Origin of the sequence: Nocardia sp. CDC160 (assembly GCF_035818795.1) — a bacterium.
Taxonomy (GTDB): domain Bacteria; phylum Actinomycetota; class Actinomycetes; order Mycobacteriales; family Mycobacteriaceae; genus Nocardia.
In genome coordinates this window covers 1,118,086-1,131,740 of the sequence record NZ_JAYKYT010000001.1, presented here as the reverse complement: position 1 = coordinate 1,131,740, position 13,655 = coordinate 1,118,086, and the positions used below count along the sequence as shown (strand labels likewise).

At 66.2% G+C, this 13,655-nt stretch carries 13 protein-coding genes, 1 tRNA gene and 1 other RNA gene; 7 read left to right on the top strand and 8 right to left on the bottom strand.

The features are described from left to right. Window positions 1–21: 21 nt before the first annotated feature. Window positions 22–1,272, top strand: coding sequence for a tRNA guanosine(34) transglycosylase Tgt (tgt, locus tag VMT40_RS05045; protein WP_442789903.1), 1,251 nt, complete (start codon window positions 22–24; stop codon window positions 1,270–1,272). Between the two features lie 29 nt (window positions 1,273–1,301). On the opposite strand, the gene VMT40_RS05040 is transcribed toward tgt, so the two are convergent. Continuing rightward, window positions 1,302–2,069 (bottom strand): queuosine precursor transporter, encoded by a 768-nt coding sequence (locus VMT40_RS05040; protein ID WP_442789902.1) that lies wholly within the window; start codon window positions 2,067–2,069, stop codon window positions 1,302–1,304. Between the two features lie 61 nt (window positions 2,070–2,130). On the opposite strand from VMT40_RS05040, the gene VMT40_RS05035 reads away from it, so the two are divergent. Then, entirely contained in the window at window positions 2,131–2,706 is a 576-nt protein-coding gene (locus VMT40_RS05035) for a DUF4190 domain-containing protein (protein ID WP_326356764.1), read from the top strand. 89 nt (window positions 2,707–2,795) lie between these two features. On the opposite strand, the gene VMT40_RS05030 is transcribed toward VMT40_RS05035, so the two are convergent. The 3 genes from VMT40_RS05030 to VMT40_RS05020 form a co-directional block, all read right to left on the bottom strand. After that, window positions 2,796–3,566 (bottom strand): RDD family protein, encoded by a 771-nt coding sequence (locus VMT40_RS05030; protein ID WP_326356763.1) that lies wholly within the window; start codon window positions 3,564–3,566, stop codon window positions 2,796–2,798. Window positions 3,567–3,625: 59 nt separating this feature from the next. Next, the gene (gene gluQRS / locus VMT40_RS05025; protein ID WP_326356762.1) at window positions 3,626–4,555 is read right to left on the bottom strand and encodes a tRNA glutamyl-Q(34) synthetase GluQRS; all 930 of its coding nucleotides are present in this window, start codon (window positions 4,553–4,555) and stop codon (window positions 3,626–3,628) included. 98 nt (window positions 4,556–4,653) lie between these two features. Beyond that, window positions 4,654–5,151, bottom strand: a complete 498-nt coding sequence (locus VMT40_RS05020) for a DUF309 domain-containing protein (protein ID WP_326356761.1) — start codon at window positions 5,149–5,151, stop codon at window positions 4,654–4,656. Between the two features lie 399 nt (window positions 5,152–5,550). Between VMT40_RS05020 and VMT40_RS05015 the strand changes: the two genes are divergently transcribed. Next, a complete protein-coding gene (locus VMT40_RS05015; RefSeq protein ID WP_442789901.1) occupies window positions 5,551–5,754 on the top strand; it encodes a DUF397 domain-containing protein in 204 nt (67 codons plus the stop codon). Window positions 5,755–5,863: 109 nt separating this feature from the next. Here the strand turns inward: VMT40_RS05015 and qcrB are convergent, their stop codons facing one another. Then, on the bottom strand, window positions 5,864–7,522 hold the full coding sequence (gene qcrB / locus VMT40_RS05010) for a cytochrome bc1 complex cytochrome b subunit (protein ID WP_326356760.1): 1,659 nt from the start codon (window positions 7,520–7,522) through the stop codon (window positions 5,864–5,866). A gap of 97 nt (window positions 7,523–7,619) precedes the next feature. On the opposite strand from qcrB, the gene VMT40_RS05005 reads away from it, so the two are divergent. Next, window positions 7,620–9,050 (top strand): WS/DGAT domain-containing protein, encoded by a 1,431-nt coding sequence (locus VMT40_RS05005; protein WP_326356759.1) that lies wholly within the window; start codon window positions 7,620–7,622, stop codon window positions 9,048–9,050. Between the two features lie 43 nt (window positions 9,051–9,093). Here the strand turns inward: VMT40_RS05005 and VMT40_RS05000 are convergent. Next, window positions 9,094–9,179, bottom strand: a tRNA-Ser gene (locus tag VMT40_RS05000). Window positions 9,180–9,256: 77 nt separating this feature from the next. Then, window positions 9,257–10,306, bottom strand: a complete 1,050-nt coding sequence (locus tag VMT40_RS04995; protein WP_326356758.1) for a hypothetical protein — start codon at window positions 10,304–10,306, stop codon at window positions 9,257–9,259. A gap of 99 nt (window positions 10,307–10,405) precedes the next feature. Here VMT40_RS04995 and ffs point away from each other — a divergent pair. Both ffs and VMT40_RS04985 read left to right on the top strand, forming a co-directional pair. After that, window positions 10,406–10,500, top strand: an RNA gene (gene ffs / locus VMT40_RS04990) — signal recognition particle sRNA small type. Between the two features lie 151 nt (window positions 10,501–10,651). Next, complete coding sequence (locus VMT40_RS04985; protein WP_326356757.1) at window positions 10,652–11,941, top strand: aminotransferase class I/II-fold pyridoxal phosphate-dependent enzyme; 1,290 nt, start codon at window positions 10,652–10,654, stop codon at window positions 11,939–11,941. Between the two features lie 61 nt (window positions 11,942–12,002). On the opposite strand, the gene VMT40_RS04980 is transcribed toward VMT40_RS04985, so the two are convergent. Next, a complete protein-coding gene (locus VMT40_RS04980) occupies window positions 12,003–12,809 on the bottom strand; it encodes a methyltransferase domain-containing protein (protein ID WP_326356756.1) in 807 nt (268 codons plus the stop codon). A gap of 157 nt (window positions 12,810–12,966) precedes the next feature. Between VMT40_RS04980 and VMT40_RS04975 the strand changes: the two genes are divergently transcribed. Further along, window positions 12,967–13,545, top strand: coding sequence for an HhH-GPD-type base excision DNA repair protein (locus tag VMT40_RS04975; RefSeq protein ID WP_326356755.1), 579 nt, complete (start codon window positions 12,967–12,969; stop codon window positions 13,543–13,545). Window positions 13,546–13,655 lie beyond the last annotated feature (110 nt).

The window sequence follows — 13,655 nt, the reverse complement described above, 5'->3', positions numbered from 1 at the left end:
CCACCTGAGAGGATGGAGGCCGTGTCTGCTGCCTCCGAGTTCTCGTTCAAAGTCGGTACCCGTCTGGAAGGGCGGCACGGCAGGACGGGCGTGATCAGCACCCCGCATGGGGATATTGCCACGCCCGCCTTCACTCCCGTCGGCACCAAGGCCACGGTCAAGGCGGTCCTGCCGGAGACCATGAAGGAGATCGGCTCGCAGGCGCTGCTCGCCAACGCCTACCACCTGTACCTGCAGCCCGGTCCCGACATCATCGACGAGGCCGGGGGCCTGGCGGCCTTCATGAACTGGAACGGGCCGACCTTCACCGACTCCGGCGGCTTCCAGGTCATGTCGCTGGGCGTCGGTTTCAAGAAGGTGCTGGCCATGGAATCCGTCGGCGTCCAGAGCGACGATGTGATCGCCAAGGGCAAGGAGCGGCTGGCGCACGTCGACGACGACGGCGTCACCTTCCGCTCGCACCTGGACGGCTCGAAGCACCGCTTCACCCCCGAGGTGTCCATGGGGATCCAGCATCGGCTGGGCGCGGACGTCATGATGGCCTTCGACGAGCTCACCACGCTCATGAATACCCGTGGCTACCAGGAGGAATCGCTCGAGCGCACGCGGCGCTGGGCCAAGCGCTGCCTCGACGAGCACGAGCGGCTCACCGCCGCGCGCTCGCATCGGCCGTATCAGGCGTTGTTCGGGGTGATTCAGGGCGCACAGTACGAAGACCTGCGCCGCAAGGCCTGCCGGGATCTCGAGGCACTGCGCGGCGAGGCCGGAACCGGATTCGACGGCTACGGCATCGGCGGCGCGCTCGAGAAGCACAATCTGGGCACCATTGTCGGCTGGTGCTGTGACGAGCTGCCGGAGCACAAGCCGCGGCACCTACTCGGCATCAGCGAACCGGAGGACATCTTCACCGCGGTGGAGAACGGCGCGGACACCTTCGACTGCGTGAATCCCTCACGCGTGGCGCGCAATGCGGCGCTCTACACCGACGAGGGCCGCTTCAATATCAATACCGCCCGTTTCAAGCGCGATTTCACGCCCATCGACGAAACCTGCGACTGCTACACCTGCGCGAATTACACCCGCGCCTACATCCATCACCTGTTCAAGGCGAAAGAGATTCTCGCGGCGACGCTGTGCACCATCCACAACGAGCGCTTCACGGTGCGCCTGGTGGATCGCGTGCGAGAAAGCCTGGACGGCGGCTACTTCGACGATTACAAGACCGATTTCCTGGGCCGCTGGCGCGGTCGCATCAAAGCCCCTGGGCTGTAGGAAGTTTCGACGCGACCGCGCCGAAACCCTTACTCGTAGATGGCAGACCGCTCGCGCGGGCGATACGAGGGTTCCCGCTTCTTCAGGAAGGCGATGCAGCGGTAGCTGATCGGCAGCACGCACATCTCGACGAGGGTCTTCCAGACGAAGCCGACGATCGTGTAGTTGATGTAGTCGCCCCAGGTGTTGATACCGATGGCGGTGGCCGCGATCGAGCAGAACACGAAGGTGTCGCCGACCTCGCCCGCCACCGTGGAGCCCAGAAGTCGCGCCCACAGGTGCTTCTCCTTGGTCTTCTCCTTGATGAGCACCAGGGTGACCGAGTTCAGGAACTGACCCACGAAGTACCCGGCGATCCCGGCGAAGGCCAGCTGCGGGGTATGGCCGAGGACATCGGCGAACGACTGGCTGTTCTGATTGTCGTTGCCGGGCAGCTTGATGACCACCTGGAAGCAGATGATCATGAGCAGCAGCGCGCCGAATCCGTAGTAGACGATGCGGCGGGTCGCCCGGAAGCCGTAGACCTCGCTGAGGATGTCGCCGATGACGTAGGCGATGGGGAAGAGGAAGAACGCGCCGTCCATGGTGAGGGGCAGCACGGTGATGGGGCCGAGGGACACATGGTGTCCGGTGAAGAACTGCACGCCCTTGGCGACGCAGACATTGGAGATCAGCAGTACGGCGGTGAAGGCCACCGCCACCGGTGTGAAATATCCCCCCGCCGCGTCCGCGAATGCGGCGTGCTCCGGCGTGGGGTGTCCAGATCGGTCGTTTTCGACCGTTTTCGTTTCGCTCACGCGGAAAGTATCCCTGCCTGGACCGATACGCACGGAACCATGGGTGTCCTAGGCTGAGCGAATGACGAATCCCGGCGATTCCGACGAGTGGTGGAAACAGTACGGCGGCGAGAGCTCCGTGCCCCAGACTCCACCCGCGGCACCACAGCCGCAACCGTCGCCGCCCCCGGCCGGTTACACCTCCGCGCCCCAGTATCAGAATCCGCCGCTGACGCCGCCACCGCAGCCGGTGTATCCGAATTACCCTCAGCCACAGGCGAATCCGACTGCCGGATATCCGCCCGCGGGCCAGGTGCAGGGTGGTGGGGCGCAGCCGCCGGGCTACGGCTACCCGGGTTATCAGCCCTACGGTTACAGCCTGCCGACCCAGCAGACCAATTCGCTGGCCATCGCCTCGCTGATCGTGTCGATCGTCGGCCTGCCGGGCATGTTCATGTGCCTGTTCATCCCGCTGATCTCGATTGTCGGCCTGGTGCTGGGGATCGTCTCGCTCAATCAGATCAAGTCCAATCCACAGCAGCAGGGCCGCGGGCTCGCGCTGGGCGGCATCTGGGTGGGCGCGGCCGGAGTGGTGATCGGCCTCGGGCTGCTGGTGCTCCTCATCGCCTTGGGGGATTGGAGCACGAGCTACAGCTGAAAGGCTGTGCGGCAACAAAAGTGGGGCGCATCCGCAAGGATGCGCCCCACTTTTGTTGGGTCCGAGTCTCGGTCCGTCGGGTCCGGGTCTCAGCCCTTGAGCACCTGGGTGCCGCCCGCGAACTTGTCGTGCCAGCCCTGCTTGTTCGGGTCCTGTTCGATGGAGATCGCGGCCCAGATCATCAGGCCGATGCTGACCAGGTTGCCGAGGCAGTAGACGATGTCGGCCGCGACGAAGATATTGCGCTTCAGCGAGGTGGCGACATCCAGCGGCGCGCCGCCCGGGCCGATGACGCGCAGGCCGAGCAGCTTCTTGCCGAGGGTCTGACCGTTGTTCTGGGTCTCCATCAGCACGAAGTAGGCGGTGATGATCGCGGCGGAGATGACCGAACCCAGGATCGACGCGCTGATCCCGCCGCCCATGGCGGCCTCCAGGATTCCGACGACGATGCCGGTGGGGATACCGGCGATCAGGTAGTCGATGACGCGGGCGCCGAAGCGAACCCACAGATCACCGGGCTGCGAGCCACCGAAACCCGGTGCGCCGTAACCGGGCTGGCCGCCGCCCGGGTAGGGCTGGTACGGCTGCTGACCGTAGGGCTGCTGCTGGCCGTAGGCATCCTGCTGACCGAACGACGGCTGCTGACCGAACTGCGGCTGCTGCTGAGCGTACGGGTCGGACTGCTGGCCGTAGGGCTGCTGACCGTACGGCTGCTGCGGCTGCTGCTGACCGTAGGGATCGGACTGACCGTAGGGCTGCTGCTGCCCGTACGGCTGTTGGGGCTGCTGCCCGTAAGGCTGCTGCCCATACGGCTGGCCGCCCTGCGGATATTGGTTGGGGTCGTACCCACCGCTCGTCATTGTTTCGCCGTCCTCGTCGAATTCGTTCGGGATCTGGTCGAGTGCGTACGTTACGTATATCAGCTGGGTTGCAACAACCCGTTAGCGTCGAGTGTCCAGGGTTCGCGCGGCAGGTCTTCCGGTCGGAATTTGTCGAGCAGCGCCGACGGCGTGGTTGCGCCGGTGTAGCCGAGGGACTCCGCCAGCACGCTCAGTACGTACTCCGGGGTTTCGCCGAGCGCCATCCGATCCCGCAGGGTGACCGCGCCGTCGCGTTTGGCCAGGCGCTGGCCCGCGGTATTCAGCACCAGCGGCACGTGGGCGTATTCGGGCACGGGGAGTCCGAGCAGGGTTGCCAGATAGGCCTGACGCGGGGTGGAGGGCAGCAGGTCGTCGCCGCGCACCACCTGATCGATGCCCTGGTCCGCGTCGTCGACGACGACCGCGAGGTTGTAGGCGGGGGTGCCGTCGCCGCGGCGCAACACCAGATCGTCCACCGCGCCGCGATATTCACCGAGCAGCCGATCGGTGACGGTGAATTCGGTGACGTCCGCGCGCAACCGGAGCGCGGCGGGTCGGCCTTCGTCTCGGCGCTGCCGCTTCTCTTGTTCGGTGAGGGTGCGGCAGGTTCCGGGATACGCGCCCATGGGTCCGTGCGGCGCGGTGACGGCCTGCTGGATTTCCCTACGCGTGCAGAAGCATTCGTAGGTCAGCCCGGCCGCGGTCAGGCGTGCGATGGCCGCCTCGTACAGCGGGAGTCGCCGCGACTGCCACACCACCGGCGGATCCCAGTCCAGGCCGAGGGTCGCGAGATCCTCGAGCTGCCGTTCGGCCGCACCCTTGCGCACTCGATCCAGATCCTCGACCCGCATGAGGAATCCGCGTCCGGTCGAGCGGGCGAACAGCCAGGCCAGCAGTCCGGTGCGCAGGTTGCCCAGGTGTAGATCGCCGGAGGGGCTCGGCGCGAAGCGGCCGTTCCCGGGCTTTGCTGTGGCGGGGTCGGTGGGCATGTCTGTCGATGGTAGTTCGCATCCTTCGCATGGCCGCCGGTCCCGCGCCTTCTTGCGAGCGCGCACACCGGGTGTGCGTCCGGAAGTGAATTGTGAATTCAGTGCGAGATTGTGAGTCGCGGTCGAAGGTCGTTCTCGGACACCGGGTTTCCCTGGTCGAGCGCGGTGAGCAGGGCGTCGGCGCAGGCCAGCAGCCCGGCGGAGTCGATGTCGTAGGGTGCCGGGCCGTAGGCGGCCAGGCGCTGGGCCGCCCGTTCCAGCAGCGTGCGAGCGCCCTTCGGATTTCCGCGTTGAATGTGGGTCAGCCCAACGGCAAATTGCGCGAGGCCCTGCCACAGCGACTTCTCCGCGAACGGACCGTTCTTCCAGGCCGCCTCGAGTACCTCGTGCGCGTTAAAGGCCAGGCCGTCATCGATCAGGCGTTGGGCATAGTCGAGCGTCTCGGCGGGCGGCAGTTCGAGATCATCGGGGATGCGGGGGACACCCGCGCTGCCGAACGGGAGGGGCCGCCCAAAACGGTCACGGGGTCGGGCATTCCGGGCGCGTCCGTTCTCGTCGCGGTCCCGTTCGGCGTCTTCGCGGGTGTCCTCGGGCATGCCCTCCATGATTCCCCATGGCGGGTGCCGCGCCGCGCACCGTGTTTCTCGCCGGGCTCATCAATGACACGACAACGGAATTCGGACTTCTGAAATTCAAAAGCCTCAAATTAGGGCTATTTTCGTGCAAATAATTAGCTGGCTAACCTTGCCGCAAATTTGCTGATTGAAAACGAAAGAATGCGATCTCCTTATGACGAACCCTGCTAGTGTTTAGCGCGGGAACGGCCATCGGGGGTGCATTCCCATCGCGAAGTGCAGAGAACCGGTTGTACGGAGCGTTTGCGTGCGACCCGCGGCGTAACCGGGATTCGTGAATCTCGATGGATTCCGAGGTCGCCAAGATCGATGCCAGCAAGATCTCGTACTTGACGCAGCAAAGGAGCTAGGACCGTGAACGTGGATTTCACAGGCGCCGTGTGGCGTAAGAGCAAACACAGTGGCCCCAATGGCAACTGCGTAGAGGTCGCGTTTCTCCGCGACGGCAATGTCGCCGTGCGCGACAGCAAGGATCACGGTGGCGGGCCGATCCTCGCCTTCACCCCGGGCGAGTGGGATGCCTTCATGGCGGGCGTCTCCGACGGGGAGTTCAAGCGGGCCTGATCGGCACCGCGGGGCCTGACCGCGGCCCCACCGGGAGCAAAGCGAAGCCCCGAGTCCCGGAGACTCGGGGCTTCACTCGTGTGTACGGCGGCCAGTACTCGTACGGCGGCTAGGGCTCGGTGGTTCCGCTGTGCCCCGCCCGCTGACCGTTGCCGGAACTGCCGTTGCCCGCGGCCGCCTCCTGCGCCCGCCGCAGCACCGCCAGCTGCGCATGCTCGGCCTCGCGGTCGTTGGCGGCATTGAGCTCGCGCTCCTGCGGCGGATCCGCCCAGAAGAACGCACCCGTGCCGGGGCTGCCCGCTACCCCCAGCTCGTTCATCTTCCGAGGCACGCGAGCGCCCTGATACTCCAGGGGAATCGGATGGCCGTGCTCGTCCACCGGCCCCAGCGGCTGATGGATCTCGATGTACTCACCGTGCGGAAGTCGCCGCACCACACCGGTTTCGATGCCGTGCTCGAGCACCGCGCGATCGCTGCGCTGCAGACCCAGGCACAGCCGGTAGGCGATGGTGTAGGCCAGCGGCGGCACGGTCAGCAGCGCGATGCGGAAGGCCCAGGTGGTGGCATTGAGGGAGATGTCGAACTTGTAGGCGATGATGTCGTTGACGCAGGCCAGCGTGAGGATCAGATAGAAGCTCAGCGACATGGCCCCGATCGAGGTGCGCACCGGCACATCGCGCGGACGCTGCAGCAGATTGTGCCGGGCCCGATCGCCGGTGAGCCGCTTCTCGATCCAGGGATAGGCGATGATCAGCGTGAAGATCAGCGGCATGAACAGCGCCACCGAGAACGCGCCGGGCACGGTGTGCCCGAAGATGTACAGCTCCCAGGCCGGGAACAGACGCAGGAAGCCGTCGGTCCACATCATGTAGAAGTCCGGCTGAGTACCCGCCGAGACCTGAGAAGGATTGTAGGGACCCAGGTTCCAGATCGGATTGATCTGCAGCACCCCGCCCATGATCGACAGCACCGCCAGGGTGAAGGCGAAGAACGCGCCCTGATCCAGCGAGAACACCGGCACGATGCGGGTGCCGATGACATTCTTCTCGGTGCGTCCGGGCCCCGGGTACTGCGTGTGCTTCTGGTACCAGACCAGCGCGATGTGAACCACGATGAGCGCCAACATGATTCCCGGCAGCAGCAGCACGTGGGCGATGTAGAGCCGCGGAATGATGATGTTGCCCGGGAAGTCGCCGCCGAACATGAGCCAGTGCAGCCAGGTGCCGATGACCGGACTGCCCAGCGTGATGCCCGCGAAGGCGGCGCGCAGGCCGGTGCCCGAGAGCAGGTCGTCGGGCAGCGAGTAGCCGAAGAAGCCCTCGAACATGGCCATGATGAACAGCAGCGCGCCGAGCACCCAGTTGGCCTCACGCGGCTTGCGGAACGCGCCGGTGAAGAAGATCCGGCACATGTGCACGATCATGGACGCGGTGAACAGCAGTGCGGCCCAATGGTGTACCTGCCGCACGAACAGGCCACCGCGCACATCGAAGGAGATATTGAGCGCGGACTCGTAGGCGCGGGACATGGTGACCCCGCGCAGCGGTTGATAGGCGCCGTTGTAGGTCACGTCCTGCATGGACGGATCGAAATACAAGGTCAAATAGACGCCGGAGAGCAGCAGAATGATGAAGCTGTAGAGCGCTATTTCGCCGAGCAGGAACGACCAGTGGGTCGGAAAGACCTTGTTGATGGATCTTTTCAGGAATGCGGCACCCTGGTACCGCTCGTCCGCCTCATTGGCCTGAATCGCCAGTTTGGTTGCCATATGCGGTCACCCGCCCCCGGGACAGTGATTGGCTTCTACTACAAACGGTAGCACCCAGAGCCGGTGCGTCGTATGGAGTTTCGTTAGGGTGCTCGGGGTGAATTCCCTCGCCGCCCGGGACGCCGCCATGTACTGGCTGTCCGCGCGCACGCGCAACGACCTGTTCCTGCTCTACTGCTTCGTCGACGCCGGAAGCGATACGGAGCGGCTGCGGGCGGCCGTGGCGAAGCGGGTCGAGCATGTTCCGGATTTGCTGATACACGTGCTGGACACTCCTGCGAACATTGCGTATCCGATTTGGGCGCCTTGCGAATTCACGAATGACCAGTTTGTCGAGCACGAACTGGAGGCGGCGACATGGGCGAATGTCACCGCCGCCGTGGGAGGCCTGGTCGGCAGTGGTCTCCGCGCCGAGGACCGCCCCTGGCGGCTGCACGTCTTCCGAAATGTCCGGGACGCACCGGGTTTTGCTACCGGCGAGTCCGCGCTCGTAGCGGTGCTCCAGCTATCGCACGCCCTGGCCGACGGGCGGCGTGCGGCCCTCATCGCACGAGAGTTGTTCGGGCGGAGCGAATTTTCGGCAGCACCCGGTAAGGGTGCTGCCGCACCGGTCATTCACCGTTTGGTGCCGGACCAGATTCGCGAGTCGGTAATGAGCGTCCTCTCCGCTACCGCCGCCATACCCGGAGTCCCGATCGGTATGGCCCGCACCGTCGTTCGCGGGCTGAGCGCCGCCCGCGCGCAACGCCGCCTCGCCGAGCTGACGGCCGCCGGTGCGCTGCCGCCACCCGCACCGGATACACAACCGAACGTCCTCAATGGCGGCGGCGCGGTGCCGACCTCGCACTCCGTGCGAATGCTGGTGTGCGACAAGAACCGGCTGCGGGTCCCGGGCCACTCTGTGACGGTTGTGTTCCTCGCGGCGGTGTCGATCGCGCTCGAGCGCCACCTGCGCGAAACGGGCGAGCCGATCGATGATCTGCGCGCCCAGGTGCCCATGGCGATCGTCGAGACCGGCACCGGCCGCAATGGCTACCGCGATCTGTCGGTGGATCTGGCCGTCGCCGAACCGGACCCGCGCGCCCGGGCCGCCCGCATTGCCGCCGATCTGGCCGCGCGCCGGGAGCGTGCCGCGCATCCGCTCCAGGGCGCGCGGGACGCGGTGACCGCGGTCCTGCCCGCCCCACTGCTCCACCGTGACGTGGCTCACGCGCCGATCGACGTACTCCCCGAACGAGTTTCGGGTCACACCGTGGTGTCGAGCGTCGACCGGGGTGCCGCGGATCTCGAGTTCGGCGGCGGTGCGGTGCGCTTCACCGCCGGGTTCCCGGCCCTGGGCGCGGTCATGCATCTGACCCATGGTCTGCACGGCCTCGGCGACACCCTCACCCTCTCCGTCCACGCCGATCCCGCCGTGCTCCCCGATCCCGACCGGTACGCGAGTTTGCTGGAGGCCGCGGTGGACGAGGTCGCCACCGCTTTGCGGGAGGTCGATACCGCTTTGCCGGAGCTCGGAGCGCCCGAATAGCGGAAGGCCCCGGCCGGACTGAGTCCGGCCGGGGCCTTCGAAGCGGAGGATAGGGGATTTGAACCCCTGAGGGCTGTTAACCCAACCCGCGTTCCAGGCGAGCGCCATAGGCCACTAGGCGAATCCTCCGTCGAGCAATATACCGGGTGCACCCCTGGTCGAAGCAAATGCCGTGGTCGGCGGCTACTTCTCCGCCGAATTCACACTCACTTCTTCTTGATGTTGTCCAGGGCCTTGCGGGTCTGGTCCTTGCAGGTCTGGGCGAGGTCGTCCTTGCTGACGGTCTTGCCCTTGTACATGGTCAGGCGGATCTCGATCTTGACCGAGGCGTTGTCGTCCTTGACCGCGCAGGTGTAGTCGGTGGTGGTGAAGTAGGTGTAGTCGTCGGACTTGGACACCCAGTAGCCCGCCTCGCCGATCCCGGCCAGGTCACCCGAGGTGCGGCCGCTGCCGGTGGTGCCGGTGTCGGAGGTCTTCCAGATGTCGTACTCCGGACGGTTGTACGCGCTGGAGGAACCGCTCAGGAAGGACACGTCCAGGGTCAGGTCGGCGGTGTTGGTGTCGGTGGAACCGTATTTGTCGGGCTTGGTGGTCTCCTCGTTGCCCGCGCGGCATTCGAAGCGGCCACCCGAGTAATCGGTGGGCTTGGTCTCGGAGTGCTCGGGGGCGCCCTTGGAGTTGGCGGCGAACTTGCTGAGCACCGACGTGTCGATCACGCTGCAGCCGTTGGTGACACCGTCCATGGTGTACTTCCCGGCGTTCTTCTTCTTGTCGTCACCGAGCGGGGAGTTGCCGCCGCTGAGCGCGACCGCGCCGATGATCACGCCGATGATCACCACCAGGCCGACGACACCGCCGATGATCCAGCCGGTCTTGTTGCCGCCGGAACGCGGCGGCGGCGCGGCGTAGCCGTAGGCGGGCGCGACCGGGGGTGTCGGGGTGTACTGCTGGTGCGGGGCGAATTGTTGCTGCGGCGGGTACTGCTGCTGCGGGAAACCGCCGGACACCGGCTGACCGTAGCCGCCGGTCATCGGCTGTTGCGGATAGCCGCCACCGGACTGCGCGGGCGGAATGGCCTGGGCGGGTGGGGTGTAGGGCGGCATACCCCCGGACGCGTAGTTGAGCATGGTCGGGTCCGCGCCCTGAACCGGTTGGCCGGAATCGGTTCCGGTGGGCGGGGTGGCCCACCATTGCGCCGTCTCCTGGGCTTTCGCCGGGTCGTGTGGCCCGCCCGGTCCTGGTTCGGAACTCGTCATGTGATCTTTCCCCTCCGGAAATGAGCGGGAGACCCCGCGTATCGCAGGCATCGTATCGACCCCGGGCGGCACGGGTCTCGGTGAGCCGCTACACTGGCCGACGGATCCAGCGCGGCGCGCATCCTGTGAACTCCCCCAGGGCCGGAAGGCAGCAAGGGTCAACGGGCTCTGCCGGGTGCGCTGGGTCCCCTTTCTTTTTGGTGGGCACAGCGGGACTCTTTGGTGGTTACCGTGGGACTCCGTATATCGCTGCCGAATCGGAGTGGCCTGCTAGTAACGTGGGCGGTTGGGTTCGCGCTGAGCGCAACCCTCGACATACACCCACGCCCTTGGAAAGGCTGTCAGATGCCTCGGCAGACGCAATTCGGTTTGATGAGCCATGCGGAACTCGTGACGGAACACGAGACGCAGACCGCGAACTACGCGAAGCTCAAGACCGAGAAGCTGACGCTGGATATTACGAGGGGTAAGCCATCGCCCGAGCAGCTGGATCTCTCGCAGGGACTCCTCGAGCTGCCGGGCACCGCCGACTACCGTGACGCCAATGGCACCGATGTCCGCAATTACGGTGGCCTGCACGGCCTGCCGGAGCTGCGCGCCATTTTCGGTGAGCTGCTGGGCATTCCGGTGTCGAACCTGTTGGCGGGCAACAACGCCAGCCTGGAGATCATGAACGACCTGCTCACGTTCTCCATGCTGCACGGCAACGCGGATTCGGTGCGCCGCTGGATCGACGAGCCGGTGCTCAAGTTCCTGTGCCCGGTCCCGGGTTACGACCGCCACTTCGCCATCACCGAGGCGCTCGGCTTCGAGATGATCCCGATCCCGATGAAGGGTGACGGCCCCGACGTCCACCTGATCGCGGAGCTGGTGGCCTCCGACCCCAGCATCAAGGGCCTGTGGGCGGTGCCCAACTACTCCAACCCGACCGGCATCACCTTCTCCGAAGCCGTTGTCCGGGAGCTGGTTTCGATGCCCACCGCCGCGCCGGACTTCCGGCTCATGTGGGACAACGCCTACGCGGTGCACCCGCTCACCGAGACCGCCGACCCGGTGGTGGACGTACTGGGCCTGGCCGCCGCGGCCGGACACCCGAACCGCCCGTTCGTGCTCGCCTCCACCTCGAAGATCACCTTCGCGGGCGCGGGCGTGAGCTTCTTCGGCTCCTCCACCGCCAATGTGGAGTGGTACCTGAAGCACCTGGGCAAGAAGACCATCGGCCCGGACAAGGTGAACCAGCTGCGGCACCTGCGCTTCTTCAAGGACGCCGAGGGTGTGCGGGCGCACATGCAGCGCCACCGCGCCATCCTGGAGCCGAAATTCAAGCTGGTGCTGCGGATTCTGGAGGATCGCCTGGGCGCGTCCAAGGTGGCGTCCTGGACCGAGCCCAAGGGCGGCTACTTCATCAGCCTCGATGTGCTGGAGGGCACCGCGAGCAAGGTGGTGGCGCTGGCCAAGGAGGCGGGCATCGCGCTCACCCCGGCCGGTGCGTCCTATCCGTACGGAAAGGACCCGGAGGACAAGAACATTCGCATCGCGCCCAGCTTCCCGTCCACGGCGGAGCTGGAGAAGGCGATGGACGGCCTGGCCACCTGTGTCCTCCTGGCCGCCTCCGAAAAGCTCATGAACCTGTAAGAGACGCAAAGAAATAAGAGGCGCGCACCCCGAAACGGTGCGCGCCTCTTGTCTTTTCGGATCAGTGCGGCTTGTGGGCCAGCACGGCGAAAATGGTCACCGACAGGTGGATGTCGCCGCTGGCCGCACCGGCCTCCAGGTCCGCGAGCAACTGGTCGCGCTGGCGTTCGGTGATCGAACCGCGCGCGACGGCGCGATCGGCGACGCGCGCCACCAGCGCGCCCGCGCCGACGCCGCCGTCCTGGATGAGCGCGTGCGAGCCGATGTCGTCGACGACGAGTCCGGCCGCGGTGAGCTGCCCGGCCAGGCGGCGGCCCGCGAAGGGATTGGTGGTGCCCGCGATCATGGTCTCGATGACCTCGTGCACCACGTGCCGATCGCCGGGATGCACGATGGCCGTGCCCCAGTCGGAGTCCATGACCACCACGCGCCCGCCGGGGCGCAGCACGCGGGCGATCTCACCGGCCGCGCGGGCGGGGGCGGTCAGATGCCCGAAGACGCGCTCGCACAGCGCCACATCGAAGCTCTCGCTCCCGACGGGCAGGCCGTAGGCGTCACCGCTGACGAAGGTGGCGGTGGATCCGGCCTGTGCGGCGCGGCGTTCGGCGGCCAGCAGCAGGTCCGGGTCGGGTTCCACGCCGAGCGCGGTGCCGGTGGGCCCGACCTTGGCGGCCAGGGTCAACACCTCCGACCCGGTACCGGATCCGATATCGATGGCGCTCTCGCCGGGTTGGGTGGCCAGGGCGTCGTGGGCCCAGGCCCGCAGCCGCCGGATGCCCGGCAGGGCCGCCTGCAGATCGTTGACGTCGACGAGCTGATCCTGCCCATCGCGGTCGAATCGGTCCGGTCGCAGTCCGGCTGGGTCCATCGCGCCTCCGCTGCGCTCCAGCGATGCGGCGTCGGGGTGCGACGCGGTTCGTACTGAAGAATTAGCCATGGTGTCGGGCATGGCCGAAGCCTAGCCTTTTCGACGCTCAGGGGTGACCCGTGTCACGGTGACGCACGAGTAATGGGATGATCGAGGCATGGTGAGCCGCACGCTGTGTATTGCGCAGGAATCCGATGCCGACGAGCTGCTTTCGACCGATGATTTCGCCCTCTTGGTCGGAATGATGCTGGATCAGCAGTTCCCCATGGAGCACGCATTCCGCGGGCCCTGGAAACTCGCCGACCGAATGGGCGGCTTCGATATCCACAAGATCGCCGCCGCCGACCCCGAGGAATTCGAGGAGCTGGCCGCGACCCCGCCCGCCATCCACCGTTACGGGCGTTCCATGGGGCGTCGGGTGCAGGAACTGGCCCGCTACATTGTCGAGAACTACGACGGCAATACGTCGGCGCTGTGGACCGAGGGTGATCCGGACGGCAAGGAAGTGCTGAAGCGGATCAAGAAGCTGCCCGGGTTCGGCGATCAGAAGGCCCGAATCTTCTTGGCGCTCTTGGGCAAACAGCGCGGGCTGACCGCGGCGGGCTGGCGCGAGGCGGCGGGCGCGTACGGCGAGGACGGCTCGCGGCGCTCGGTCGCGGACGTCACCGACGCCGAATCCCTCACGCAGGTGCGGGAATTCAAGAAACAGGCCAAGGCGGCCGCGAAGACGAAGTAATCCCGTTCGGCCCCGGCCGCCAGAATCAAGCTGGTTTTTAACCTCCAGAATCCTGAGGGGTTGCTTAATGCTTGCCGCCGACAGAGATCAGTTCGCGGCAGTGGGAAGCA

Coding starts and splice junctions, on each gene's coding strand:
- VMT40_RS05035 (WP_326356764.1), top strand. CDS start 2,131: ATGACGAATCCCGGCGATTCCGACGAGTGGTGGAAACAGTACGGCGGC.
- VMT40_RS05030 (WP_326356763.1), bottom strand. CDS start 3,566: ATGACGAGCGGTGGGTACGACCCCAACCAATATCCGCAGGGCGGCCAG.
- gluQRS (WP_326356762.1), bottom strand. CDS start 4,555: ATGCCCACCGACCCCGCCACAGCAAAGCCCGGGAACGGCCGCTTCGCG.
- VMT40_RS05020 (WP_326356761.1), bottom strand. CDS start 5,151: ATGCCCGAGGACACCCGCGAAGACGCCGAACGGGACCGCGACGAGAAC.
- qcrB (WP_326356760.1), bottom strand. CDS start 7,522: ATGGCAACCAAACTGGCGATTCAGGCCAATGAGGCGGACGAGCGGTAC.
- VMT40_RS04995 (WP_326356758.1), bottom strand. CDS start 10,306: ATGACGAGTTCCGAACCAGGACCGGGCGGGCCACACGACCCGGCGAAA.
- VMT40_RS04985 (WP_326356757.1), top strand. CDS start 10,652: ATGCCTCGGCAGACGCAATTCGGTTTGATGAGCCATGCGGAACTCGTG.
- VMT40_RS04980 (WP_326356756.1), bottom strand. CDS start 12,809: ATGGACCCAGCCGGACTGCGACCGGACCGATTCGACCGCGATGGGCAG.
- VMT40_RS04975 (WP_326356755.1), top strand. CDS start 12,967: ATGGTGAGCCGCACGCTGTGTATTGCGCAGGAATCCGATGCCGACGAG.